Genomic DNA, 23,765 nt, shown 5'->3' with positions numbered 1-23,765 from the left:
ATTCGTCTTTGGGTGGTACTTTTAAACATTTATATGGTCACCTCTAAAAACTCGCACTTATCCTAAATTGCTAGTTTTCCGTTTTTCTTCGTCAATCTCCTCAACCTTGTCTAGCTCCGAAGTGCAGGAGTTTGGCAACTGTTCGCAGTGTCGCTCGAAACTAAAGTTTCGATGCTAGTCTTTCAAGAATCTTTGATTCTTAGAAAGACTGTATGCGAAACGAAGTGTAGCGGTAAATAAACGACACGGCTCACTGTTGCAAACTCCTTAACGCACTTCTTCGCTTTTCTATGAACCACATAGCTTTCGTCGATTTCCTCGAAAACAAGAAAAACTAGCTAATTTAGCCTTAAGCGGAGTTTTTAGAGGTGCCCATATGAAATATAATCTATGTTGAGCCATTTTCCATTTTTGGAAAATGGTTTTTATAGTAAAAACAATTTTTATTGTTTATCTTTAGGATAACAATAAAAAGAAAAGAGGAACGAAAATGAACAAAGCAATGTATTTTGTAGAACATACGCTAATGGCACCGATGATGAAGTTGTCGAATCAAAAACATCTTGGTGCGGTGCGTGACGGATTAATTGCAACGATTCCGATTACGGTAATTGGCTCGTTATTCTTGTTAATACCGTATATTCCGATTGCCCCTTATGCGAATTTTATGAACGAACATCCCGATTTAGTAGCAAAGTTGATTTTACCATTTCAAATGAGTATGGGTGTTCTGTCGTTTTATGTCGCTTTTGGTATAGGCTCAAGACTTGCTCAAGGGTATGGATTAGACGGTTTATCAGGAGGTGTATCAGCACTATTTGCTTTTTTGACAACGCTACAATTTACAACAATTAAAGAGACGAGTTATCTTGCAACACGTTATCTTGGCGGAGAAGGAATGTTTTCTGCGATTCTATGTGCAATTTTAGCAGTAGAAGTAATGCGACTTTGTAAAAAATACAACATAGGGATCAAGCTACCAGAACAAGTGCCGAGTAATGTAAGCAGTAGTTTTGAGGTAATCGTACCAGTTTTTTTCTCCATGACAATTGTCTGGATTGTGGTGCATTTGTTAGGATTCGACATTAACAAGTTGATTGCGGATTTGATTACGCCACTTTTAAGTGTATCCTCTAATTCACTAGCCGCCCCGCTAATTTATGTTCTACTCACTTGTGTCATGTGGCTTTTTGGTATTCATCCGCAAATTTTAGCTACGATTATGTTGCCGATTTGGCTCGTCAATTCTGAGGCAAATATGGCAGCAGCTAAAGCAGGAGAAATAATTCCAAACATTGGTGTTCAGCCATTTATTTTCACATTTCTCTGGATTGGTGGTGGAGGGGGTACGCTCGCACTTTGTGCAATGATGTGTTTTTCAAAATCGAAATTCTTAAAAAAACTTGGTAGATTGAGCATTATTCCCGGAGTATTTAATATTAATGAGCCGTTATTATTTGGCGTGCCAATTGTGCTGAATCCAATATTAGCTTTGCCGTTTCTTGTTGCACCGATTGTTTGCACGTTTGTTACCTATTTCGCATTTGTAAGTGGGATAGTGCCGGGTATGGGGTATCCACTTGCTGCGGTTTGGACAGTGCCGAGCATTTTTTCAGCGGTTATTGCGACAACAAGTATTCGCTCAGCGGTACTGGTGGTAGTAAATTTTGTCATTTATTTTGTTATTTATTACCCGTTTTTCAAAACGTTTGAGAAAAAACAACTACTAGAAGAAGGAAGTGTATAGAGATGAGGAAAAATAGTAAGAAATTCCCAAAAAATTTCTTTTGGGGAGGGGCAGTCGCTGCCAATCAAATCGAGGGAGCTTACCTTGAGGACGGGAAAGGCTTGAGTGTTGCAGATATTAATCCATTTCGTGATGACATTGAGAAAAAGAAAAAAGGTAATAAAGAAATGAGTATGGAAGAAATTAATTTTGCACTTCAAGATAAAAAAGGGGTGTATCCTAAGCGTGAAGGCATTGATTTTTATCATACTTTTGAGGAAGATTTGGCTTTACTAAAAGGGTGCGGAATAAACTCTTTTCGTACCTCGATTAGTTGGGCGAGGATTTTCCCGAAAGGTGATGAGGATCTGCCAAATGAACGAGGATTAGAATTTTATGATAGATTGATTGATTGTATTATTAAAAATGGCATGGAACCTGTTATTACCATTTCGCATTATGAAATGCCACTTTTTTTGGCAACGGAATACAAAGGCTGGTCAAATCCTTTGATGATTAATTTCTTTACAAAATTTGCAGAAGTATTGTTCAACCGTTATCAAGAGAAAGTGAAGTATTGGATATTGGTAAATCAGATGAATTTGATTACACACGAGTCGTTCAATCATTTAGGGATTCCTTCGGACAGCGTAGAAAATCTAAGGCAAGCAAAATATCAAGGACTTCATTATGAGCTAGTGGCGTGTGCAAAGGCAATTCAGATTGCAAGGAAAATTGATGCAACAATGCAAATTGGTGAAATGTCTTATTACGGTAATTTATATCCAGCAAGTTCAAAATCAGAGGACGTTCTAGCGGCTTTAAAAAACAATCAAATGGAATATTACTACTCTGATGTATTAGCAAGAGGCATCTACCCTCGCTATGCTTATCGTTTCTTCGAGGAAAATGGGCTGGAAATTCAAATCGAAGAGGAAGATTTGGAATTGTTTAAAGAAAATACCGTGGATTTTCTTGCGTTTTCTTATTATTACACAGGTGTTATTCAGGCAGAAAATCTTGGAAAAGAAAGTCCAAGCTCTCCCAATCCACATATTCAAACAAATGAATGGGGGTGGGGCATTGACCCGATTGGCTTGCGAGTTGCCCTAAATGAATATTACGACCGCTATCAATTACCATTGATGATTGCAGAAAATGGCATGGGATTTTACGAAGAACTAGATGAAAATTTAACGATTGATGACAGTTACAGAGTGGAATTTCTTAGACAACATATTATGCAAATGAAAGAAGCAATCTATGACGGTGTAGAAATTATCGGCTATTATCCGTGGGGACCAATCGACTTAGTGAGCTGTTCATCATCAGAGAGAAGTAAACGTTATGGTTTTGTCTATGTAGACTTAGATGATTACGGCAATGGCACAGGCAAAAGATACAAAAAACAGAGTTACAATTGGTACAAACAAGTAGCAACGTCAAATGGCGAGAACTTGTCAGCAATAAAAATTTAAGAATTACGGATTTTCAGCTTAAACTTCCTTAAAAATCAAGAAAAAAGCGAATGCTCCACTCGTAAAAAACGAGAAAGGTGAGCAATTCGCTTTTTATTTGTTTAAATTATGTTACAATTAGTTTACAATAGAAGTAGTAGATTAAGTTTTTTCTATAATATTTCAGTTTTTATGGAAAATGGAACATTTTTGTGTTATTCTCACTCACAGCATAGTGGGGAAAGCAGAAGGAGAGTAAAATGAAGACTCGGAAAGAAGTAAAGAAAAATAAGCCGTCGAGAGGAAAGAAAACAGGGCTTATCGCATTGGTTGCCATTTTGGGTTTGGCAAGTATTTTTGGGATTGGGTATGCAGTCTTTAGACAATCGCATTTTGCATATGGCAAGATGATTTCTGGAGAAAAAGTGTCGCTTATGAGTGTAGATGATGCTTATGAAAAGCTCGCAAAGCTCAATGTACCAATGAAAGTGGTCATTCAAACGCCGACAGGAGACATGGAGCTAATGGCTCCTGCTCGTTATAAAATTACCAAAGACAGCTTGAAAAAATTGCTCAATCAATCAAATGGGAAACTAGAAGAAAATCCACAATTTGATGCTGAACTTAAAAAGTCAGTGGCAGCACTAGCGTTTAAAGAAGAAAAAGGAAAAGATGCGACCATTCAATTCGACAAAACGCAAGGCTATGTTATTGTGCCAGAAGTTCCGTCTACGGTTGTTGACCGTGACAAACTTGTAGCGGCGATAAAAAAAGATGTGACAAGTGATAACCACGAGGTGAAAATCGAAATTCAAGGATTTTACACCCCAGTGAAAATTGACAAAAACAATCCCACACTTCTCGCACAACTGAAAAAAGCAAATGAAAAAATAGATAAAAAAATCACTTTGAAAATCAATACACAAACGTATGTCATTCCACGTGAAGTTATGGCGAGTTTTGTCAATGATAAAGGGGTGATAGATGACCAAGCGGTCTATGACTGGGTAGCAGGGGCGTTAAATAATCAATTTGCGACCATTAACCAAACGGTTCACTGGCGAAATCCGATTGACAATAAACTCTACGAGTACACGAATAATGGGGATTACGGTTGGGATATTAATTTCCCAGACGGTCAAAAACAAATTGTCGATGCTCTTAACTCTGCGAACGCAACGGCGGAGTTGACGTTGAAAATAGACGGCAATGTCAATGAAAATCCACGTGACATCAAGGATTTTGTCTATATTGACTTGCTCAATCAAATGGAGTATGTCTATCGCAACAATCAAAGAGTGGTCGAAACGAGAATTATTTCTGGTCGAAATCATAAAGGAACGGCAACGGTTCCGGGATTCCACACGATTGGTTATAAGACGATGGATACACATTTGAAAGGGACAATGATTGACGGTTCAAAATATGATGTGCCTGTAAAATATTGGGAGCCACTGCTTTCACGAGGGGACAATGGACCGTATTTCACAGGAATTGGTATGCACGACTCCAATAATAAAGATCTCGGTTTCCAAGATGTCAACGCATGGCTGACAACACTCGGTTCAAACGGTTGTATCAACAATCCGCCAGCGGTTATGCCATTAGTGTGGGACAACACCTATGAAGGTATGGCGGTAATCATACAAGGCGATTTATACGCTAATTCTCCGGGGGTATATGACAAACCAGTAGAATTTGGCAACGTGATAGGATAAAAAATGAATAATTTTTCGTTTTAAAACAACAAACGCATGAAAAAAATCAACTTTCATGCGTTTTCTATTTTCATTTTTACCAAAAATACATATAATAGTAGGTAGCATGAAAATAAAAATAGAAATGTAATAAGGAGAAAGTCATTGTCAAAAGAACATATCTCAGAGCTAGAAACACAAATGAATTATCGTTTAGAAAAAATGGAAGAATTGCGTGAAATGGGGCATGACCCATTCGGCAAACGTTTTGAGCGAACGTACAACTCAAAAGAATTACAAGAACAGTTTGAACAGCTGACAAAAGAAGAATTGAACGAAAAAAATCTAACAGCAACAATCGCAGGTCGCATGGTGCAAAAGCGTGGAAAAGGAAAAGTAGGTTTCGCTCATTTGCTTGATCGTGAAGGAAAAATCCAAATTTACGTGCGAAAAGACGAAGTTGGAGAAGAGGCTTACGAAATTTATAAAAAAGCCGATCTCGGAGATTTTTGGGGTGTGACAGGTCATATCATGAAAACGGATATGGGTGAGTTGACGATTAAAGCGAGTGAAGTAACGCTTTTAACAAAAGCATTGCGTCCACTTCCTGATAAATATCATGGGCTGACTGATGTGGAAATGACGTATCGCAAACGTTATTTAGACCTTATCAGCAATCGTGATAGCTTTGAACGTTTTACAAAACGTAGTCAAATTATTTCTGAAATCCGTCGTTATTTGGACTCTCTTGGTTATTTGGAGGTCGAAACACCAACGTTGCACAATGAAGCAGGTGGTGCGGCGGCTCGTCCGTTTATTACACATCACAACGCACTTGATGTTGACTTGTACTTGCGTATCGCCCTTGAACTCCACTTGAAACGTTTGATTGTCGGCGGAATGGAAAAAGTTTATGAAATTGGTCGTGTATTCCGTAACGAAGGAATTGATACAACGCATAATCCAGAATTTACTATGCTAGAGGCATATACTGCTTATACAGATTTTAATGATGTGATGGATTTGACAGAAGGAATCATTGTCAGTGCAGCTAAAAAAGCACTTGGTGTGACGGACGTAGTCTATGATGGTGTAGAAATTCAGCTCGGCAATGGATTTAAACGTGTGCATATGGTAGACGCTATCAAGGAAAAAACAGGCGTAGACTTCTGGAATGACTATACATTAGAAGAGGCAAAAGAAATTGCTAAAGAGCATGAAGTGCATATCGAAGACCATATGGAAGTTGGGCATATTATCAATGAATTTTTCGAGCAATTTGTCGAAGAAACGTTGATACAACCGACTTTTGTTTATGGTCATCCTGTCGCAATTTCACCGCTTGCGAAGAAAAACGACAAAGATCCTCGTTTTACTGACCGTTTTGAGTTATTTATCGTTGGTCGTGAATTTGCTAATGCGTTCACAGAGTTAAACGATCCAATTGATCAGCGTGAACGTTTCGAGGCACAAGAGCGTGAAAAAGCCGCAGGAAATGATGAGGCACAAGGAATTGATGAAGACTTCATCGAGGCACTGGAATACGGTATGCCACCAACAGGCGGACTAGGGATCGGAATTGACCGCTTAGTCATGCTGTTAACAGATGCACAAAGTATTCGTGATGTTTTATTATTCCCGACAATGAGATAAGGGTATCTCTAAAAAGCCATAAGAGAGAACGACAATAGAACGCATGGGAGTTGATTTCATGCGTTCTATTTGTAAGAATGGAGAACAAAATAAAAAGACTTCGGAGGCGAAAATGAAATTATTATTGCTTGTAAATGAACAAGAAATCGAAAAAGAATATGCAGCTTTGCTTGAAAGCAAGGAAGAAAGTGTAGCATTGCGTTGTTTTTATACTACGGAAAATATTCCCGAGGGAAATGATGAAGTGATTCACTTGAACGGTGAAAAACTTCGTCAAGCAGTGTGCGAATTGTTTCCAGAAGGATTTGACGGAAAATCATCAAGTGAACTTGCTGAAATGTTTGAGAAAAAAGAGCAGTTAGCAGAACTATTTTTCCGCGACCAACAAAAAATCGTGAAAAAAATGGTGAAATATTTCCTCTCGCCCAAACGTGTGATGAAACTAGGAAATCTGAGGAAATATGCGAAAGCAGTAAGTGACACAAAACTCCCGTTTTCTACACTTGTAGCGATAGGAAAAGACTTACTTTTGTCAAAGAAGAAATTTCAGATGAGCGTTGAGTAGTATAAAATCAATGAGAGTGGGAGAAAGCCATAGGATAGCTAGAGTTTTCTCCCATTAAATTCCCTCAATAAATTGTTCGACGACTTCTAAAATATCATTTTGCGTTACATAAGGTTTTGGTGTAAAATTGTCAATTTCAGAGAGTGAGGCGACAAGAGAAGTATCTGCCCGCAAAACATAGCCGTCACGAGCCAGTACTTCGGTTAGCTCGAATTGGTGGTTATCGTTATGCTCGCCAAATTCAGCATTTCTTGGCATAACGATAATTTTTTTGCCACTATGCAGACACTGGTAAATTGTTCCTGCTCCACCATGTGTAATCACCACTCTCGCCTGTTCAATAAGTCTAAGAAATTCTGTCCGCTCATAATACGCCTTTAGAGAAATTCGTGTACTTTCGTACTTTGTCGTACCGATTTGAGCAATGATTTCTTCCGTTAATCCAAGTTTTTCCGCTGCGATTTCACATTCCTTTAAAATTCGCGGAAAAGGACTATCTTGCGTTCCTAATACAATTAAAATCATCTGTCTCTCCTCTCAAAGAAGTTGTCCGTGATACTCGCCATTTTCATAAACGTCCTCCATTTCTTTCCATTGCACAATTAATTTATCCACCTTTTTTTCAATCAATTTTCCCGTGAAAGATTTGGAGTGAACACGAGCGACGCTTTCGATATAAACTACCTTTTTTTTGAACAATTTGGCAAAATAGACCATTGGCACACTTGTGTGAGCCCCTGTTGTAATCACGACATCAGGCATAAAACGGAGGAAAATAAAAAACTCTTTGACAATATTCCAACTAAAAATAAAAAGATAAGCAAGCAAATGTCTGCGTGTGCCAAATCGAACAAAATAGACTGGAATGTCAAGATTCAATTGTTTCCCACGAACGTTATTTTCCGTCACGAAGATACTCTTATATTTTGAAAATAAAGGGCGTAACGTCAGCATTTCTTCCAAATGCCCCCCTGTCGAACAGATAAATAGGACTTTTTTCATGTTATTTTCTCTTTTCTGTGATAGTCTACATAATCTGATTCTATCTGAGAAAGAGCGTAAATACAAGTGGGCGAGAGGGAAAAATAAGAGGAAAATTGAAAAAAACGGCATAAAAGGTACTTTTTATAAAACAACTACTATTTTTTTATAGGAAAAAAGATAGGGCAGAAGGAAATTTTAACATCAAAATATTTGATTTAAAATGAAAAAATAGACAAGGAAGACAAAAACACAAACAAATTGCTATATAATTCCATATTTTTAAAGATATACAAGATGCAATGATTTTTTTTTTTTTTTATTTCGAGCTTTTTATTCAAAATAAAAAGTCAAGCTGTAAGTTGAACAAGTGGAAATAAAGTGGTATTATAATTTAAGTATGTTATGGTGAGGAAAATCAAGTAATACCTTTTTTTGTTAGTGAAATTAATTTAAGCAAAGGCAAAGCTAGAACTCACATTTAGTTTTTTATAGAATCACCGAGAGAAGATAGAAAGAATACAAGCTGGTAGAGGGTGTAAAAAGTGTTAGATTTAAGTAAATTGAAAAATAGAATACAACCTTTTGCTGAGCCAGTTACGAGGGTGCTTTTTAAAGTTCTGAGTTGTTTTGTAAACAAACGCTTAGTCGTTTTTGAAAGTTTCCACGGGAAAAATTACAGCGATAGCCCAAGAGCAATGTACGAATACTTTTGCCTTGCTCACCCTGAATACAAATGTGTTTGGGTTGCAGCAAGAGGGTACGAGCATTTGTTCAAAGAGGCGGGAGTGCCGTATGTGAAAAAATTTAGCCTGCGTTTCTACGCTACCATGCCAAGAGCGAAGTTTTGGATTATCAACACTCGTACTCCTCTTTACATGAAAAAATCGAAGAAAACAATTTATTTGCAAACATGGCACGGCACACCTCTAAAGCATATTGGTTTAGACACCAATAACAAAGACCGACAACACCAAGAAGAATTAATCGCAGAAACTCAGCGGTGGGATATTTTACTTTCTGCCAATAAGTACAGTACCGAAAAATTCCAGACAGCTTTTGATTATCGTGGTAAAATATTAGAAAAAGGCTATCCAAGAAACGATATTTTACAACAGGAGAATGAAAAGAAAAAATCGGAAATTCGTGAGCGACTTGGTATTTCAAGTGATAAAAAAGTCGTTTTATACGCTCCTACATGGCGAGAAGATAGAGAGTTGGAACGCCAGATGTTTGAGTTTGAAAACGAACTGCCAATTAATGAGATTCTCACAGAAAATGAAGATGTTGTTATTTTAATGCGACTGCATTATTTAAGTGTTGGATTGCATGACGAGGAGTTCCCTAGAGATAGAGTGCTAGATGTGACCATGTATTCAGATATTAGTCATCTCTATTTAATTTCCGATTTATTGATTACCGATTATTCCTCTGTTATGTTTGATTTTGCTTTTACAAGAAAGCCAATGCTTTTCTATATGTATGACCAAGAACGCTATCATCACAATCGTGGCTATTATTTCGAGCCAAAAGACATTCTTCCGGGGGAAATTATTTCAGAGCGGGCAATGATGCCACGTGCTGTTCGAAAGAAATTAGAAAGCAACGAAATAGACGAGAAATACGAACATTTTTATCAGAAATTTTGTATAGAACAGACAAATGCTTCACAGGAAGTGGTCGAATACTTACTTGCAAATTATTAACAGAAAAGCTACGAGGGCATTCAGGAGTTTCTCGTTGTTCGCACCTTGTAGCTAGATAAAAACAAAAAAAAGGAGAATTTTTGTGACATTTGACAATCTAAGCGATGAATTTCAGTTTTATCATTATGTGAATGACGAAACATGGAGAGAGGAAGTTTCCACGTTTCAGTTGACGCAATCAAAGGAAATAACGGAAAATCCAAAGGTTTCGGTGATTATTGCTAATTATAATAATGCACCTTATTTGGATAGAATGATGAACTCATTGGTTACTCAAACGTTAGGAATTGAGCAAATTCAAGTGATGTTCATTGACGATTGTTCAACGGATAACTCTGTTGAAGTCATTCGCCCATATATTGAACGATACCCAAATATTGAGCTGTATCTTCTGGATAAAAACACAGGTGGAGCTCACGGACCAAGAAATGTAGGAATTACACAAGCACGTGGTGAGTACGTTGTCTTTTTAGACGCAGACGACTGGTACGAGCAAAACGCATTTCGCTACTTGACCGAGCTAATGGATAAGACGGGGGATGCGTTTGCGGTTTCTGGATTGGTGCAACACGTAGACGGTCATTTGTCGTTGAAAAGTCCAGCTTATTACGTGGACGGAGAATTTCACAATCGCTCCATTCATGATTTGCCAGCAGAATTTTACGGTTGGTTAGGACCGCAAGCAATTATGCTCAAGCGTTCTTTGATTGTAGACAATCATCTTCATTTTGTTGACCAGCGAGTTGCTGACGATGTGCTGTTTTTCTACCAAGCAATGCGTCATGCACAAACGATTACACAAGGAGTTGAGTTGACGACCTATTTGAACCGAGATAGTGATAATGTGAGTTTGTCTCGTTCTATCAATAAAACCTTTTTAACATCGTGGTTAAGAGCGTTAGCCTTTATCAATCAAGAGTTTCCAGATGATGTTTCAAAAGAGCGATTTATGGGGCGAAGAATAGACTGGCTAGTCTATGATTTTTGCTTACGGCGAGATATTGGTTGGAAATTTAACAAGGAACGGCTAAGAGAGGTTCAAAGTTTATTTGCAAATTATTTAGGAAGTTTCACGCTAGATTTAGCACAATATTTCCGAAGTGATGCTAGACAAATTTCGTGGGGTTACCTTGCAAACAACGAAGTCAACAAACTATACAAGTTCATTTGGACACAAAGAGTGAGGTGGATACTGTACAATAAGTTCCACATGAAAAAAATAGAAAATGGTCTGTATTATTACCCTACCGTCTTAAAAAGCGTACCAAGAGTGCGAGTGAATGGCTGGGTTGTAGCAGAAAAATTTGAAAAAGCGACAAACAAACTCACCGTCAATGTCGCAAGTCACCACAAAGTAAAAACATTTGAAGCGAGATATCCTAAAGCACCTTTTGAAAAACGAACACCGCTCCTCTTTGAACAATTAAGCGAAACAAAATTTGTCGTGACTCTTCCTGAAGAGTATGACGATGAAAATTGGCGATTTGTTGTTTTGTTTGAGAATTATTTGATTGAGGGGGCTAGGGGGTTTGCTGAGGTCTTTTTAGGAAAATAAAAAATATTATTTGGAAATGGAGAAAAAAATGAAGTTCACTTTTATACTGAAGTACAACAATGAAAAAATGCTTTCTGATTTTAGAAATGCACGTATATTTGAGGGAGTGGAGTTTCTTATTCCTTGTGCTGAAGAAAAAAGAAATGTAAAAAATAAGTTTTATGAAATAAAATACGTAGAAGAAAATTTAAGTCTATTAGAGTTGTTGAAAAAATCGACAGGGGATTATACGGTCATCATTGATAATCCAGTAAGATTTACCTCAGATTTTGTGGACGAATTTTCTCCGTCTAGTAGCTTGCTTTCAAAGGTTTTAAGCACGTCTAAAAAAGGTTTATCACTACTTGATACAGCTGTTTTATGGAAAGACGGAGGGACTACGACTTACAAAACAAAAATTGAGAACTATGAAGAACTAGGAAAAGAAGAATTTCTTCTTGCTATGAGCGATTTCTTTGCTTTTTCCGCTTATGAAAATAAAATCATTGGAAAAGATTTGCTGAAAGTTTTGATTTCAGAAATGACGGAAAGTATAGAGGAAATCAATGATTGTTATTCTTTTAATTTACTCCTTAAAGAAACGTTACTAGAAAATCCAAGTTTTGAGATTGAATTTTTGAATGGTGTCTTTAGTGTGATTGATTGGAAGAAGCAAGATCTTTTACTTACAGAAAGATTAGAAGAAGGAAGATGGTTTTACGACTTTATCGAGTCGTTAGAGAAATTTTTTGCGAACGTAACGGATGAAGTTTCATCAGGCATTGTCAATCAACTTTTGTGGCGTGCTGATTGGGCAATGACACCTAAGCAAATTGAAAAACTTCTTGTATTTGTGAGTGATGAGGTAGAAGTGAATAATGAGATTCCAGATTCTCAGAACGTTGATCAGCTAATAAAAATACTTCCAAACTATTTAAAGGCAAAGAAACCAGAAAAAGAGCTTGATTTAAAAATCTATGTTTCCATGCACAAACCTAGCTTTGTACCTGAAAATAAATATTTATATCCTATTCAAGTAGGAACGGAAATTGCAGAGAAGAAATTTGATGGTGTTTTGTATGACAATACTGGCGAAAACATTTCTGAAAAGAATAAACGTTACAATGAAATGACGGCTCAGTATTGGGCATGGAAAAATGAGAAAGCAGATTATTATGGCTTTTGGCATTATCGTAGGTATTTTGTGTTTAATCATGATACACCAACAACGATTTGGGGTGTGATTCCAGATACGAAAATCACACAAAAAGCCTTGAAGAAATATAGCATTACCGAAGAAGAAATGGCAAGTATGATTGACGGTTTTGACTTGATCTTGCCAGAGTATTGGAATATTAAGTACGGTGGTGATAAGGTCGAGGAAGCTACCGTTGAACAACATTGGAATCACAACTTAAACCCAGCAGATTTGGAAATATTGAAGAAAGTGATTCAAGAAAAATATCCTGCATTTTCTCTTGCTCTTAATCAAACGTTGTCAAGTACAAAAGAGCCGTTTTTTAATATGTTTATTATGGAAAAAGAATTGTTCAATGAATACAACGAGTTTGCATTTGGTGTTTTGGCTGAGGTTGAGAAAGCTTTGGGAGATGACCATGAGCTTTATTCGGTTGAGTGGTATAGAACACTAGGGCATTTAGGTGAACGCTTGGTGGCAATTTTCACTCATTACGTGTTAGAAAATAAAAAGCAGTTGAATGTGTTGAATTTGCCAGTCGTTCAATGGAGTGATACAACACCTGAGGCGAAGAAAATACAACCTGCATTTAAAACAAAAAATATTCCAATAGTCTTAGCGTATGGGAATGAATACACAAAATATGCAGCAGTATTATTAAATTCAATCGTCAAAAATTCTTCCGTTGAAAACAATTATGACATTATTGTTTTCCATACCACTATTACAGAGGAGAATCAAAGACGTATTGTGAATGAGTTTAGTCAAGACAATATTTCTATTCGCTATGTCAATGTTGAAGTAAACATAACCAAACATGGAAGGCTAGAAGGGAATGCACATATCTCAATGGAGACGTATTATCGTTATTTAATTCCAGAGTTGTTAATGGAAGATAAGGCGATTTATATTGACTCTGATACTGTTGTAGAACAAGACTTAGCTGAATTGTATGAAGTGGAAATAGGCGATAATTTTGTTGGAGCAGTTCGTGATTATGATTTTTCAGCAAGTGTTTGTTTTCCAGAGAAAAAAGAAATTTACGAGAAAGAAATTTTACAATATCTGAATTTGGAAAATGATTTGGACTACTTCCAAGCAGGAGTGTTGTTATTGAATCTTTCAGCTATTCGAGAACGATATACTATTGATGATTTTATCAAGAAGACATTATCTCGTGATTGGATGTATAACGATCAAGATGTTTTGAATTTATTCTTTAAAAATAAGGTTGTTTATCTTGATTCAAAATGGAATGTGATTTGCTTAGCAGAGCCAAATTCAATGCGTAGAGAAATTTTCAACAAACATCTACCGCATACTATGAATAAGGTATACAACGATTCACGAAAAAATCCAGCAGTAGTGCATTTTGCAGGAGGTTATAAACCATGGGAACAACTCAATTGTGACATGCAAGAATATTTTTGGAAGTATGCAAAAAACACAAGTTTCTATGCAGAGTTAGTCAATCAAGTGCAACAAACCACGAATATACAAAAAATTATTTTCTCAACTGAATGTAAAGATGTTGAAAAAAGAATCCCGTTTGTATCTATTCAAGGAGAAGCATTCGAGTATGGAACAAGTATTTGTGTTTTCCAAGTTACAGAGCTACACAGTCATTTTGGCAGTATAGCCTCAGAGATTGTCATTGTCAAATTTAATGTCTATGATTTTGAGATTGAGTATAGTGGGAGTGATAAGTTGAGGGATAACTTGACGTTTGAAAGAGTATCAAGAAATGTTCTTCAGATAAATGCGAAATACAATGGACAATGGAATGGATATTCGTTGAAACCGTTGAGTTTGCAGACGAGAAGTAATGTCGTGCCTATTGTTAAAGGTTTGAATGTTAATTTTGTGAGAGTTTAAAAATTGAAATGAAATTAAGTCTAAAAAGAGTTTAAGGCTTAATTTTATAAAAAAAAGATTGAGAAAAAGGAGCAATAGAAAATGAATAAAAAACTTCCAAAAATTTTGTTTTATACGCCGACGTATCCGTGGGATAATTATACCGATAAAGAAATGATAGAGAGAAATCTTATTTCTGGAAATACAGGAAATTTACTATTTGGTTATTCTGCGGTTAATTTATTTGATGTGCCAAAAGAGAATTTTGTCCGTGTTTGGGATTTTCAACATGATAAAAAATTACAAGAAGAAGAGTATGACTATTTTGTTCTACCAATGGCAAATGGATTTCGTAATGGGAACATAGAAGAACTTACGAATCTAACGAAAGTGGCTGAAAAAGTAAAAACTTCAAGAATTATATTATGTGGAGTAGGAGGGCAATTTGGTCAAAGTGGATTTGGAAATTTAGCTGAAGAAATTTTAGAGGCAATCACAACTTTTACAACAACAATATTGAAAAAGGCTAAAACAATCGGAGTAAGAGATATACGAACATTTGAATTTTTAACTCAAAAAATAGGTTTACAAGAAAATCAAGTTGATGTTATTGGTTGTCCTTCTATAAGATATTTTGGACCACAAGCTCCTAAAATGAAAGAGTATCAACCTTGGAATGATGATTTTAAAATAGCGGTAAATTACACTCCCGGAGAATACCATGACCAGTGGGCAAGATTTATAGATAAAATTTTCCGAGAGAAAGAGAAGTCATTTGCAATTATGCAAGATCTTGAAGAAGGGGAATTACTTTTAAATCATAAAAGGATTACTACGTTTGAAAAAATGCATGATTTGTTACCGACAAGAATTGATCATCCGATAATAAGAAATGGACGAGCGAGAATTTTCGGAACACCAGATTCGTGGTATGGTAGTATGAAAACTTTTGATTTTTCGATTGGGACACGTATTCATGGGAATGTAGCTCCACTTTTAATGGGTGTCCCGTCAATGACAATAGCGATCGACTCTCGTGTGGAAGGTTTAGCAAAATACTTTAATATGCCTTATATATGGTTTGATGAAATAAAAGAAACAACCACTGTTGAAGAATTATACTATCGTGCATTAGCAGAAATGCCAAAGTTCTACGAAACTTTTGATGAAAAATACGATGAATATATAAATTTCTTTGTGAAAAATGGGGTCTCTTTGAAAGATATGAAAGAGGATTACGTACCAGATCGTTTAAGGAGTGGTAAGTTATGATTTTGCCAGAGAAAGAGAACACTTTCTTATTGAGAAAAAGAGATGGTAGCGTGGAAGAAAACCCTCATATTGAAGGATTGAAGGTTGTATTTAAAAATAAAACAGGAAATCAAGTTATTTTGTATGAGGGGGCGAAATTTGAAAACACAAAGATAATCATTGGAGATAATTCAAAACTTGAAATAAAAGCGACAACGACTACAGGGATTAGAAATAGTCAGTTTGTGTTAGAAGGCGGTGGGGGGCATCATGTCTTCATTGATAATGGAGTTTCTATTCAGGGTGCTATTTTTTTATGTAAATCAGGTGAAAATTTAGGAATTAATATAGGGAAAGATGTTATGATTTCTGATGGAGTCTTGTTTCAGGCAAGTGATATTCATGTTATTTTTGATATTTACACTGGCGAAATTATTAATAGGTATCCAGATGAAATTGTAATAGAAGATCATGTGTGGATTGGAAGAAATGTTACTATCAATAAAGGCGTAAGTATATCTAAAAACAGTATAATAGGGATTGGTAGTGTTGTGACGAAAAAATTCGAGGAAGAGAATGTTGCTATTGCAGGAAATCCAGCGAGGATTGTAAAAAATGGAATTAATTGGAAGAGAGATTATCTTGGAAGTTTGGTAGGTAAGTGACAACGTGATGAACAAGCATGCCTTTTATAGAAAATAGAAATAATCATACTGAACTACAAGTTACTGAATTGTAGTTCAGTATGATTGTTTTGTTCCAGTCTCAGCTGAACGTTAGATTGATGTAAATATGACAATACGCCTATATAGAAAACGCTAGAAATGCAACTGGTGAAAGTGAAAAAGATATTCTCTGAAAATTTTTTAGGTATCTACCTTTGAGGGAGAACGTACCCTTACCATATTGTCACGACCTTTCTTCAATTTTGGTGCAAAAAAAGACAACTTCATTTTGAAATTGTCTTTTCATCATATTTTCGCTTAGCTGTATTACACAAATTCTACTTTTACTTCTTTACCTAGTGCAAAAGCAATTTCAGCTAAGGTAGAGAACTTAACATCTGTCACACCTGTTTCAATTCTACCAATCGTTGATTGAGGTTTTCCTAGCTTTTCAGCTAATTGTCGTTGCGTTAATCCCATTTCCTCACGAAGTTTCATTACTGCAACAGCAGTAGCTAAACGTTCTTTTTCTTTTGCATACTCTTTGGCAAATTCTGGGTCTTTTTCACTATACTTTTGAATTAAATCCGTAATTTCACTCATTTTTAATCCCTACTTTCTAAAAACGTGTCTCTTATTTTTTTCCCTTTTTTCAGTTCTTTTGGAGGAGTTTTTTGCGTTTTCTTTGTAAATCCATGAGTAATTTTATATTGGTTATCTTCAACATGAAAATAAATCGCACGTTGAATATTCGTAGCAACTTTTGAACGCAATTCATAAAGGTTATCATCTAACTTACGTACCCATTTTTGTTTTCTCGCAATCAATAAACCATTTTGTTCAGTTGCCTCAATAGTCGCTAATAACTTCACTCTATCACTTTTAGGGATAGACATTAGAAACTCCTCAAACTCGCTTGTTCCGTCTTTTCTTTTTATAAAGGTAAATTCTGGTTTCTTCATAATTACATGATAGCGTATAAGCTATCGTTTGTCAACTCCTTTTATTTAGTATGGTCTAATATATGTTCCGTCATCATCATAACCACTATAACCATTGTCTATAATCCAATCCATTAATTTCCCGCTACCAATAGGGTAAGGAGGATTTATCCACCCCGCAGGTGGTCCGCTCGGTGTTTGTGGTTTGCTTGGTTGAGGTGCAGGTGTAGCAGGTTGTTGCGGTTGAGGTGCTGGAGCTTGTGGTTGACTAGGAGCAGGTGTACTAGGGCTTTGTGCTTGCCCACCACCTTGCGAACCGCCAGTATTATTAGAGTTATTTGGACTTGTACCGCCACTATTTGCTTGGGCAGTAGGTTGCACATATTCCCCAGTATTTTCATTGTAAACAGGTTGTCCGCTTTGATTTGCTTGTTCTTGGGCTTGTTGTTCGTCTTGAGCGACCACTGCCCCTTTTTCTTCGGCTTTTTTCTTTTCTTCTGCTTTACGTTTTTCCTCGTCCGCTTTTTTCTTATCTGCAATTGCTTTTTTGATTGGGTCAAGTTTTGTTTGTAATTCCTTTTTCACGTCAGGATTTTTGATTTTATCAATTGCTTTTTGTGCATTAGTTGCTTTGTTTTCGTTCGTTTTGTCCTTTTCACTTTCCGCAATTGCTTTTTTTGCGTTGTCAATATCAGTAAACTGTGTACGTGCATTTTTTACAATTTCTGCGATTTTATCCGTGAATGGAGTTTTCTCCTTACTTCCAGTTTCTAAGACCTTGATTTGTTCGTCCATTGCTTTTTTCGCAAGAATTTGTTCCTTTTGCACCTCAGCACCATTTAGAATAGGTTTAGTAAACAAAGCGTTCACTTTTTCTTGCGTGTCTAACATTTTTTCAGCCGTTTCCACAAGAGCAAATACTTCTTTATCAGCAGTTGAAAAATCATTAAACAAATCTTTATATTTTTGTTCGTCAAAAGATTTTACTTCCTTTTCATTTTTTTGCAACTCCTCTTTGACTTTTTCGACTTGCTCTGTTTTCAAGTCTTTCCTTAAAAACTCTTGTTTCTCGTCAAACAATGCTCTCGCTTTGCTCAAAAGAGTTTTGGTCTCTTTGATTTCTTGTTTTAAACTTGTCTTTGCTTTTTCGTCTTGTGCATGGTCACTTTGAACTTTGAAAGTCAATGCTCCAGCAACTAACGCAAGCGTAATGACTGCTCCGACAATTGCTTTTCCCTTGGTTGTTGCTAAAAATTCTTTTGTTTTCATTTTCTTTTTTCTCCTTTGTTTTCTACACAATTATTATAATCTACATTGTGCTTTTATTGTTGTTTTTCCCTTTATTTTTTTTTGAATTTCACCCCCTTTTCAAAAAAGGAGAGAGCAGTAGAACCCTTGCAAGTTGTTTTACCGCTCAGAAATGAAAAACAAAAAATATTTTTCGACTGTTTCCAGCCAATGCAAGTAGAGGGAATTGCACCCTCAACCAACTACTTATTCAAGTAAACATATCGGAGAACACATTTAGCATTACTATTGAATAAGTCATGATACTTGCGAATGTTTCCTAGCATTTTGAGAACTAGGAAACAGGGGAACGTATATTTTTTTATTTGTTTCAATCAATATAAAAAGACAACTCCATTTCTGAAATTGTCTTTCTTAAAATAGTATTTAATATTAAATAAACTCTCTTTCAATTTCTTCTAGCCAATCTTCGCTTTGATGAAAAACTCGCTGTATTGAAATTCTTGTTGAAAATTCCACATAAAGAACTAGATAATTCCATTGAATTTTCTTTCTCAATGGTTCAAAGTCTTCTACATAGCCACTTGCTTCTGGAAATTCCTCTATAAACTCAATTGCTTTATCTATTTCTTTATCAAAACGATTAATGACAGTAGTGGATTTTGTTTGTTTAAACAGAAATTCTCGTAGTCTTTCAATATCTTCATAAGCAAGGTCTGTAAATTTTATTGTTTTACCCATAATGCTTTAAACCCGCCTTCACTTCTTCCCATGTTTTTTCTTTTCCGTCTGCACTATCAAGCAAACCCTTTTGAATTTCTTGACCTAATCGTAGTTTAGCTCTTAAAATTTTCACCTCTTTTTGCAATTTTTCATATTGACTTTTTTCTACTGTAATAAATTCAACTTCATTTGAATCATTTAATCTAATTGCTTGTGCCATGATAAACACCTCTTTCTATTCTTTCTTTACCTAAATTATAACATATTTTTTTCTTACTGTTTTTTATGACTGTTTCCAGCCAATGCAAGTAGAGGGAGTTGCACCCTCGCAGACTGTTCTTTATAGGGGAGTAAAAGAACTCTGTACTTGCAACTTACCCAAAACACGTGAATTTTGGGCAAATTAATAATGGAAATTTTTTTTTTCTAGCTGCTTTTTTGGCTTTGTTCCTCTTTGCTTGAGGGAGAACGGATTTGTTTCATTTTCTTTTTCTTCTTTCTATTTAGCATTTTTAGTTTTTCTCCTCTGTTTCACATCATTTTTTCTTACAGCTATTTTCTTCTGAAAATCTTTGACTTTGTATTCATCACTTTTAGCCCACTCCAGAATTTCACCAATATAAGTAAACTTGTTTTCTTTTTCGATTTTTAATAAAAACGAATGTTTTAAGAGTGGAGAAGTGGCAAGAACTATTTGCCCTATCCTTGTTTTCATATTATCCTCCGTTTTTACATATCAGGCATTTCTTCTCTAAGCCATTTAATAAAAATCATCACAAAAGCAAATACACCGCCCAAAATTAAACCTAAAATAAAATTAAACATGTTTACTATTCCTCTTTTCTAACCCAAACAATAAAATTGTGATAACCGTTGCTCCTGTTATCATTCCAAAAATCAACATCATTTTATTCCCTCCTCGTAAAATTTTTCTTTTGTTCTTTCTTTGAAATTGTATTGTTTTTCTTCGGTTTCTTCTAAACTGTAAAACAATAGAAAAACTGAAATTAAAACAAAAAGTAACATTCCATAAAGTGCTATTATCATTGATTTCCTCCTTTTAGTGAAAATAAAAAAGCATTGCCCAAGCAATACCCTACTTTTCTACCCTACTCTTTTCTTACTAACTTTCCTTGCTTTTTCGACATAAGTCTTCAAATACCATTCATCAAATTTTTGATAAACATCATTCATCAAATAATCAATTTCTCTTTTCATATAATCGTCAAAAAGAAATTGATTGTAAAAATAAATTCTCCTTTCCCAATGTGACACTATCGCTTTAAATTCCTCATTTACCCATGCCAAAATCTCACAATAAAACTCTTTCCATACCCTAAAGGTATCAATCTTTAATTGTAACATTCCTCTAAAAGTATCACTCCTTTTCTTAAATCGTATTTTTTCTTCCGTTGTCATGTCTACCCTCTTTTCTATTTTTGTTTTTTTATCAAATAAAAAAGCAATCACGTTCATGATTACTTTAAAAATCGCCAATTAAAAGGCAAAGTGTGTATTAAGAATCGAACTTAAAAATAAGGCTGACTTTGTTTGAGGTCAGTCTTTTTTTCACAACCATGCACACACGAAATAAAATTATCGTTCAGAGGAGTTTTTAATCGCTAATTACGCGAACTCTTGGATGTCGAACTGAACTAAACTTTTACTGTCGGGCTAAAAGTCTGAAAACTTCCCAAAACATAGACTTTTCCCTTGATTTTTTCTTGCAAAACACGCATAATATAATTGTCTAGGTTATATTAGCGTGTTAGGCAAACGTGAGTTTGTCTAATGCTTTTTTTACTATAAAATTTTAAAAGAACGTATTTTTTAGGTTTAAGATTTTTCCGCTGAACTTTTACTTTCTTAAAGTCCTTGAGAATCTCTTTATTAACCTTATAAATTTATTTTATACCATGTTGTAAAATAAATCAATCATTTTAACTCGAAGTTTGAATTTTTTTCTTGCAGAATGGAGGAACTATTATAATGCTTTTTGAAAGACTACAAGAGCTTGCAAAAAAGAATAATGTAAGTCTACAAAAAATATCTGAAGATATAGGGTTCGGAATAAATTCTCTTTACAGTTGGAAAAAGAAAAATCCTACTTCTGAAAAATTAGAAAAAGTCGCAGACTACTTTAACGTTTCTGTTGACTACCTTTTAGGCAGAGAAGAAAAAGAAATCAAAAAAATAGACTTAAAATATGACGATTTTACTCTTTCCTTTGGAGGAGAAGAAATTACCGATACTGAACGTCAAATGATAAGTGCATTGATTGAAACATATTTAAAAAATAAAATAAAATAAAATTGTCGTGGTGGAACTTTGTCATGCGAACCTTACCACTAGATTTTTGGTTTGGCTGAACCTGAACAGCCCAAAGATTTTTACCACTTTTTTCTTGCTTTTTCACTTATTTCAATACATAATAAAAGTGTCTAGGTTTTATTATGTTCATAGGCAAGAAATAGAGTATCTGCTTTGTTTCATATAAAGTTGTCAATGAACATTTTGAAATGATTGCTCCTTGTTTTTAACTTGGAGCGATTATTTCTATATGCAATTTAATTGCATATCTATATTATACTTAAAATAATTCTCTTGTCAACAAAAATACGCAACTAAATTTCATGTTTTTTAGGAGAGATATTTATGAAAAACTTAATAACAGCAAGAAAAACTAATAAATTCACTCAAGCAGATACAGCTAAAATATTAAATATTTCATTGAGGCAATATCAATACTACGAAAAAGGAGAAAGTGATTTTCCTGTTTCAAAATTAATAATCTTAGCTAACTATTTCAACGTATCAATAGACTACCTTGTCGGACTTGATGATGTGCCGAATAGAAAAAATAACCAATAAAAATGGTCAGCTTGATTGCCTAAAACAAAAAGAGCTGACCTGTATTTCTACATTTCAACTCTTTATCTAACGATAAATTCTTCTCGTTCATGAACTATATGCATAATGCTAATATATTGAGATAACTCAATATAAAAAATGATATAGCCTAGCTTTATTCTATGCCGTTGAAATCGTGTACCGAATTTCGTTTCATTATAAACATAGATACTTGGATTGTTCTCTATTTCTTCTATTCCCCTTTCTAAATCAGAGCGAAAACGAGAAACGGAAATCAATTCATTTCTACTTATAAATTCTTCAATCCTCTCAATATCTCGCCTCGCACTCGGTTCAATTCTTGCTTTCTTCATTCTCGTTTCTCCACTCCTTTTGCAAATCAGAAAAGCTAATCGCCTTATCTTGATTTTCCATATTATAAATCATCATCTGTTCCATTTTTGCATAGAATTGCAATTGTTTTTCATAGTCCGCAACTTTTGCTAATAATTCTTCATATTCATCTAAATCTAAAATCGCATATCTTCCATATCCATTTTTAGTCAGACGAACAGGAGAGTGAGGTTGAACTTCACTTAATACGGTCGAATATGACCGCAACTCTGAAATTGGAATAATTTTATTCATGATATTTCCTCTTTTCTGCTGTAAATTTACAACTACATCTTACTGCAAATTTGCGTATAAATCAAATGAAATTATTTCCTAGATAAATAAAAAGCAATGTATGTTTTAGGAATTGAACCTAATAATTGCAACCATGCACACACAATAAAATTGTCGTGGTGGAACTTTGTCATGCGAACCTTACCACTAGATTTTTGGTTTGGCTGAATCTTAACAGCCCAAAGATTTTTACCACTTTTTCCTTGCTTTTTTTGCTATTTCATTACATAATTAAAGTGCTTATGTTTAACTATGTTCTGGCAAGAAATAGAGTATCTGCTTTGTTTCATATAAAATTGTCAATGAACATTTTGAGATGATTGCTCCTTGTTTTTTTGACTAGGAGCAATCGTTTTAAAAGGAATTATTAATTCCTTTTCTATATTTTTATTCTACAAGAATTTTAAATTCCTGTCAACAGAAATGAGTGGTTATTTTTGAAAAATTTTCGTCTGAAAGAACTTCGCCTAAAAAACAATATTCAGCAAAAAGAACTTGCTGAACTTTTTGATATACTACCAAGAACCTTTAGAAAATGGGAAACACAAGAAATCGACATTCCCTCTTCAAAATTAATAGCCTTGGCACAATACTTCAACGTATCATTGGACTATCTTGTCGGAATTGATGATGTACCGAATAGAAAAAATAACCAATAAAAATGGTCAGCTTGATTGCCTAAAACAAAAAGGCTCTATACTAAATCGTGTGGAATAACAAAAATTCCATGCGATTTTTTTGCATAAAAAAAGACATCTCGTTTACAATGTAAGTGCCTAACCCAACAGTAAAGGAGATGTCTTCATGGATAAGTGTACAAGAGAATTACTAGGATTTCAAGATGAAAGTTTGATATTTGAAAAGGACCGTTGGTTTTCTAGAGGGGTAGATAAGAAAAATAGAAAATTCAACAGAATTGATGGGCTATATGCGAAAGTTCCTACGCATTGCGAGAGTTGTGGGGTTCTATTTCAGAGCTCAGCAGATTACTATAAACATGGAACTATCGCAAATAAGCGAGTGATTCAG

25 protein-coding genes and 1 pseudogene are annotated in these 23,765 nt (G+C 35.1%); 14 read left to right on the top strand and 12 right to left on the bottom strand.

What is annotated here, in order from left to right:
* Window positions 1-490 precede the first annotated feature (490 nt).
* From B5D30_RS11895 to B5D30_RS11875, 5 genes are all read left to right on the top strand, one after another.
* A complete protein-coding gene (locus B5D30_RS11895) occupies window positions 491-1,747 on the top strand; it encodes a PTS sugar transporter subunit IIC (RefSeq protein ID WP_078808293.1) in 1,257 nt (418 codons plus the stop codon).
* A 2-nt stretch (window positions 1,748-1,749) separates the two neighbouring features.
* Window positions 1,750-3,204, top strand: a complete 1,455-nt coding sequence (locus tag B5D30_RS11890; RefSeq protein ID WP_078808292.1) for a glycoside hydrolase family 1 protein — start codon at window positions 1,750-1,752, stop codon at window positions 3,202-3,204.
* Window positions 3,205-3,443: 239 nt separating this feature from the next.
* The gene (locus B5D30_RS11885; RefSeq protein WP_078808291.1) at window positions 3,444-4,901 is read left to right on the top strand and encodes a L,D-transpeptidase; all 1,458 of its coding nucleotides are present in this window, start codon (window positions 3,444-3,446) and stop codon (window positions 4,899-4,901) included.
* A gap of 180 nt (window positions 4,902-5,081) precedes the next feature.
* On the top strand, window positions 5,082-6,533 hold the full coding sequence (gene lysS, locus B5D30_RS11880; protein WP_078808295.1) for a lysine--tRNA ligase: 1,452 nt from the start codon (window positions 5,082-5,084) through the stop codon (window positions 6,531-6,533).
* A 112-nt stretch (window positions 6,534-6,645) separates the two neighbouring features.
* A complete protein-coding gene (locus B5D30_RS11875) occupies window positions 6,646-7,098 on the top strand; it encodes a hypothetical protein (RefSeq protein ID WP_144399601.1) in 453 nt (150 codons plus the stop codon).
* A 54-nt stretch (window positions 7,099-7,152) separates the two neighbouring features.
* Here the strand turns inward: B5D30_RS11875 and B5D30_RS11870 are convergent, their stop codons facing one another.
* Together B5D30_RS11870 and pssD are read right to left on the bottom strand one after the other, a co-directional pair.
* Window positions 7,153-7,623 (bottom strand): glycosyltransferase, encoded by a 471-nt coding sequence (locus tag B5D30_RS11870; RefSeq protein WP_078808289.1) that lies wholly within the window; start codon window positions 7,621-7,623, stop codon window positions 7,153-7,155.
* 12 nt (window positions 7,624-7,635) lie between these two features.
* Complete coding sequence (pssD, locus tag B5D30_RS11865; protein WP_078808288.1) at window positions 7,636-8,100, bottom strand: PssD/Cps14F family polysaccharide biosynthesis glycosyltransferase; 465 nt, start codon at window positions 8,098-8,100, stop codon at window positions 7,636-7,638.
* 524 nt (window positions 8,101-8,624) lie between these two features.
* On the opposite strand from pssD, the gene B5D30_RS11860 reads away from it, so the two are divergent.
* The 5 genes from B5D30_RS11860 to B5D30_RS14140 all read left to right on the top strand — a co-directional run bounded on the left by B5D30_RS11860 (window position 8,625) and on the right by B5D30_RS14140 (window position 16,287).
* Complete coding sequence (locus B5D30_RS11860; protein ID WP_078808287.1) at window positions 8,625-9,785, top strand: CDP-glycerol glycerophosphotransferase family protein; 1,161 nt, start codon at window positions 8,625-8,627, stop codon at window positions 9,783-9,785.
* Window positions 9,786-9,867: 82 nt separating this feature from the next.
* Window positions 9,868-11,340: a glycosyltransferase family 2 protein gene (locus B5D30_RS11855; protein ID WP_078808286.1), complete on the top strand. Its 1,473-nt coding sequence runs from the start codon at window positions 9,868-9,870 to the stop codon at window positions 11,338-11,340.
* A gap of 28 nt (window positions 11,341-11,368) precedes the next feature.
* On the top strand, window positions 11,369-14,392 hold the full coding sequence (locus tag B5D30_RS11850; RefSeq protein ID WP_159443320.1) for a DUF4422 domain-containing protein: 3,024 nt from the start codon (window positions 11,369-11,371) through the stop codon (window positions 14,390-14,392).
* 81 nt (window positions 14,393-14,473) lie between these two features.
* Window positions 14,474-15,643 carry a polysaccharide pyruvyl transferase family protein gene (locus B5D30_RS11845; RefSeq protein ID WP_078808284.1) on the top strand — a complete coding sequence of 390 codons (1,170 nt, stop codon included), beginning with the start codon at window positions 14,474-14,476 and terminating at the stop codon, window positions 15,641-15,643.
* Window positions 15,640-16,287: an acyltransferase gene (locus tag B5D30_RS14140; RefSeq protein WP_078808283.1), complete on the top strand. Its 648-nt coding sequence runs from the start codon at window positions 15,640-15,642 to the stop codon at window positions 16,285-16,287. Before B5D30_RS11845 ends, B5D30_RS14140 begins: the two co-directional genes overlap by 4 nt.
* Window positions 16,288-16,614: 327 nt before the next feature.
* Here the strand turns inward: B5D30_RS14140 and B5D30_RS11835 are convergent, their stop codons facing one another.
* The 8 genes from B5D30_RS11835 to B5D30_RS11805 form a co-directional block, all read right to left on the bottom strand.
* Complete coding sequence (locus tag B5D30_RS11835) at window positions 16,615-16,890, bottom strand: helix-turn-helix domain-containing protein (protein ID WP_078808282.1); 276 nt, start codon at window positions 16,888-16,890, stop codon at window positions 16,615-16,617.
* 2 nt (window positions 16,891-16,892) lie between these two features.
* Window positions 16,893-17,249 carry a type II toxin-antitoxin system RelE/ParE family toxin gene (locus tag B5D30_RS11830; protein WP_078808281.1) on the bottom strand — a complete coding sequence of 119 codons (357 nt, stop codon included), beginning with the start codon at window positions 17,247-17,249 and terminating at the stop codon, window positions 16,893-16,895.
* A gap of 45 nt (window positions 17,250-17,294) precedes the next feature.
* Window positions 17,295-18,497, bottom strand: a complete 1,203-nt coding sequence (locus B5D30_RS11825; protein WP_078808280.1) for a hypothetical protein — start codon at window positions 18,495-18,497, stop codon at window positions 17,295-17,297.
* Between the two features lie 411 nt (window positions 18,498-18,908).
* Complete coding sequence (locus B5D30_RS11820; RefSeq protein ID WP_078808279.1) at window positions 18,909-19,217, bottom strand: type II toxin-antitoxin system RelE/ParE family toxin; 309 nt, start codon at window positions 19,215-19,217, stop codon at window positions 18,909-18,911.
* The gene (locus tag B5D30_RS11815) at window positions 19,210-19,419 is read right to left on the bottom strand and encodes a hypothetical protein (RefSeq protein ID WP_078808278.1); all 210 of its coding nucleotides are present in this window, start codon (window positions 19,417-19,419) and stop codon (window positions 19,210-19,212) included. The genes B5D30_RS11820 and B5D30_RS11815 overlap by 8 nt, the downstream gene beginning before the upstream one ends.
* 279 nt (window positions 19,420-19,698) lie before the next feature.
* On the bottom strand, window positions 19,699-19,914 hold the full coding sequence (locus B5D30_RS11810) for a hypothetical protein (protein ID WP_078808277.1): 216 nt from the start codon (window positions 19,912-19,914) through the stop codon (window positions 19,699-19,701).
* Between the two features lie 188 nt (window positions 19,915-20,102).
* Window positions 20,103-20,246 (bottom strand): hypothetical protein, encoded by a 144-nt coding sequence (locus tag B5D30_RS13850; protein WP_159443319.1) that lies wholly within the window; start codon window positions 20,244-20,246, stop codon window positions 20,103-20,105.
* Window positions 20,247-20,303: 57 nt separating this feature from the next.
* The gene (locus B5D30_RS11805; RefSeq protein ID WP_078808276.1) at window positions 20,304-20,618 is read right to left on the bottom strand and encodes a hypothetical protein; all 315 of its coding nucleotides are present in this window, start codon (window positions 20,616-20,618) and stop codon (window positions 20,304-20,306) included.
* A 570-nt stretch (window positions 20,619-21,188) separates the two neighbouring features.
* Here B5D30_RS11805 and B5D30_RS11800 point away from each other — a divergent pair.
* Both B5D30_RS11800 and B5D30_RS11795 read left to right on the top strand, forming a co-directional pair.
* Complete coding sequence (locus tag B5D30_RS11800) at window positions 21,189-21,509, top strand: helix-turn-helix domain-containing protein (RefSeq protein ID WP_234984670.1); 321 nt, start codon at window positions 21,189-21,191, stop codon at window positions 21,507-21,509.
* A gap of 345 nt (window positions 21,510-21,854) precedes the next feature.
* Window positions 21,855-22,070, top strand: coding sequence for a helix-turn-helix domain-containing protein (locus B5D30_RS11795; RefSeq protein WP_078808275.1), 216 nt, complete (start codon window positions 21,855-21,857; stop codon window positions 22,068-22,070).
* 62 nt (window positions 22,071-22,132) lie between these two features.
* Here B5D30_RS11795 and B5D30_RS11790 read toward each other — a convergent pair whose 3' ends face one another.
* On the bottom strand, window positions 22,133-22,423 hold the full coding sequence (locus B5D30_RS11790; RefSeq protein WP_078808274.1) for a type II toxin-antitoxin system RelE/ParE family toxin: 291 nt from the start codon (window positions 22,421-22,423) through the stop codon (window positions 22,133-22,135).
* A complete protein-coding gene (locus tag B5D30_RS11785) occupies window positions 22,404-22,697 on the bottom strand; it encodes a type II toxin-antitoxin system Phd/YefM family antitoxin (RefSeq protein WP_078808273.1) in 294 nt (97 codons plus the stop codon). Before B5D30_RS11785 ends, B5D30_RS11790 begins: the two co-directional genes overlap by 20 nt.
* A gap of 476 nt (window positions 22,698-23,173) precedes the next feature.
* Between B5D30_RS11785 and B5D30_RS11780 the strand changes: the two genes are divergently transcribed.
* Both B5D30_RS11780 and B5D30_RS11775 read left to right on the top strand, forming a co-directional pair.
* Window positions 23,174-23,395 (top strand): helix-turn-helix domain-containing protein, encoded by a 222-nt coding sequence (locus B5D30_RS11780; RefSeq protein ID WP_078808272.1) that lies wholly within the window; start codon window positions 23,174-23,176, stop codon window positions 23,393-23,395.
* Window positions 23,396-23,540: 145 nt separating this feature from the next.
* Window positions 23,541-23,765: pseudogene (locus B5D30_RS11775) on the top strand (hypothetical protein); the annotation flags it as partial.

It is taken from the genome of Pilibacter termitis, assembly GCF_900167335.1.
Taxonomy (GTDB): Bacteria; Bacillota; Bacilli; order Lactobacillales; family Streptococcaceae; genus Pilibacter; species Pilibacter termitis.
This window is presented reverse-complemented; position numbering and strand designations above follow the sequence as displayed.

Coding starts and splice junctions, on each gene's coding strand:
- B5D30_RS11895 (WP_078808293.1), top strand. CDS start 491: ATGAACAAAGCAATGTATTTTGTAGAACATACGCTAATGGCACCGATG.
- B5D30_RS11890 (WP_078808292.1), top strand. CDS start 1,750: ATGAGGAAAAATAGTAAGAAATTCCCAAAAAATTTCTTTTGGGGAGGG.
- B5D30_RS11885 (WP_078808291.1), top strand. CDS start 3,444: ATGAAGACTCGGAAAGAAGTAAAGAAAAATAAGCCGTCGAGAGGAAAG.
- lysS (WP_078808295.1), top strand. CDS start 5,082: ATGAATTATCGTTTAGAAAAAATGGAAGAATTGCGTGAAATGGGGCAT.
- B5D30_RS11875 (WP_144399601.1), top strand. CDS start 6,646: ATGAAATTATTATTGCTTGTAAATGAACAAGAAATCGAAAAAGAATAT.
- B5D30_RS11870 (WP_078808289.1), bottom strand. CDS start 7,623: ATGATTTTAATTGTATTAGGAACGCAAGATAGTCCTTTTCCGCGAATT.
- pssD (WP_078808288.1), bottom strand. CDS start 8,100: ATGAAAAAAGTCCTATTTATCTGTTCGACAGGGGGGCATTTGGAAGAA.
- B5D30_RS11850 (WP_159443320.1), top strand. CDS start 11,369: ATGAAGTTCACTTTTATACTGAAGTACAACAATGAAAAAATGCTTTCT.
- B5D30_RS11845 (WP_078808284.1), top strand. CDS start 14,474: ATGAATAAAAAACTTCCAAAAATTTTGTTTTATACGCCGACGTATCCG.
- B5D30_RS14140 (WP_078808283.1), top strand. CDS start 15,640: ATGATTTTGCCAGAGAAAGAGAACACTTTCTTATTGAGAAAAAGAGAT.
- B5D30_RS11835 (WP_078808282.1), bottom strand. CDS start 16,890: ATGAGTGAAATTACGGATTTAATTCAAAAGTATAGTGAAAAAGACCCA.
- B5D30_RS11830 (WP_078808281.1), bottom strand. CDS start 17,249: ATGAAGAAACCAGAATTTACCTTTATAAAAAGAAAAGACGGAACAAGC.
- B5D30_RS11825 (WP_078808280.1), bottom strand. CDS start 18,497: ATGAAAACAAAAGAATTTTTAGCAACAACCAAGGGAAAAGCAATTGTC.
- B5D30_RS11820 (WP_078808279.1), bottom strand. CDS start 19,217: ATGGGTAAAACAATAAAATTTACAGACCTTGCTTATGAAGATATTGAA.
- B5D30_RS11815 (WP_078808278.1), bottom strand. CDS start 19,419: ATGGCACAAGCAATTAGATTAAATGATTCAAATGAAGTTGAATTTATT.
- B5D30_RS11810 (WP_078808277.1), bottom strand. CDS start 19,914: ATGAAAACAAGGATAGGGCAAATAGTTCTTGCCACTTCTCCACTCTTA.
- B5D30_RS13850 (WP_159443319.1), bottom strand. CDS start 20,246: ATGATAATAGCACTTTATGGAATGTTACTTTTTGTTTTAATTTCAGTT.
- B5D30_RS11805 (WP_078808276.1), bottom strand. CDS start 20,618: ATGACAACGGAAGAAAAAATACGATTTAAGAAAAGGAGTGATACTTTT.
- B5D30_RS11800 (WP_234984670.1), top strand. CDS start 21,189: ATGCTTTTTGAAAGACTACAAGAGCTTGCAAAAAAGAATAATGTAAGT.
- B5D30_RS11795 (WP_078808275.1), top strand. CDS start 21,855: ATGAAAAACTTAATAACAGCAAGAAAAACTAATAAATTCACTCAAGCA.
- B5D30_RS11790 (WP_078808274.1), bottom strand. CDS start 22,423: ATGAAGAAAGCAAGAATTGAACCGAGTGCGAGGCGAGATATTGAGAGG.
- B5D30_RS11785 (WP_078808273.1), bottom strand. CDS start 22,697: ATGAATAAAATTATTCCAATTTCAGAGTTGCGGTCATATTCGACCGTA.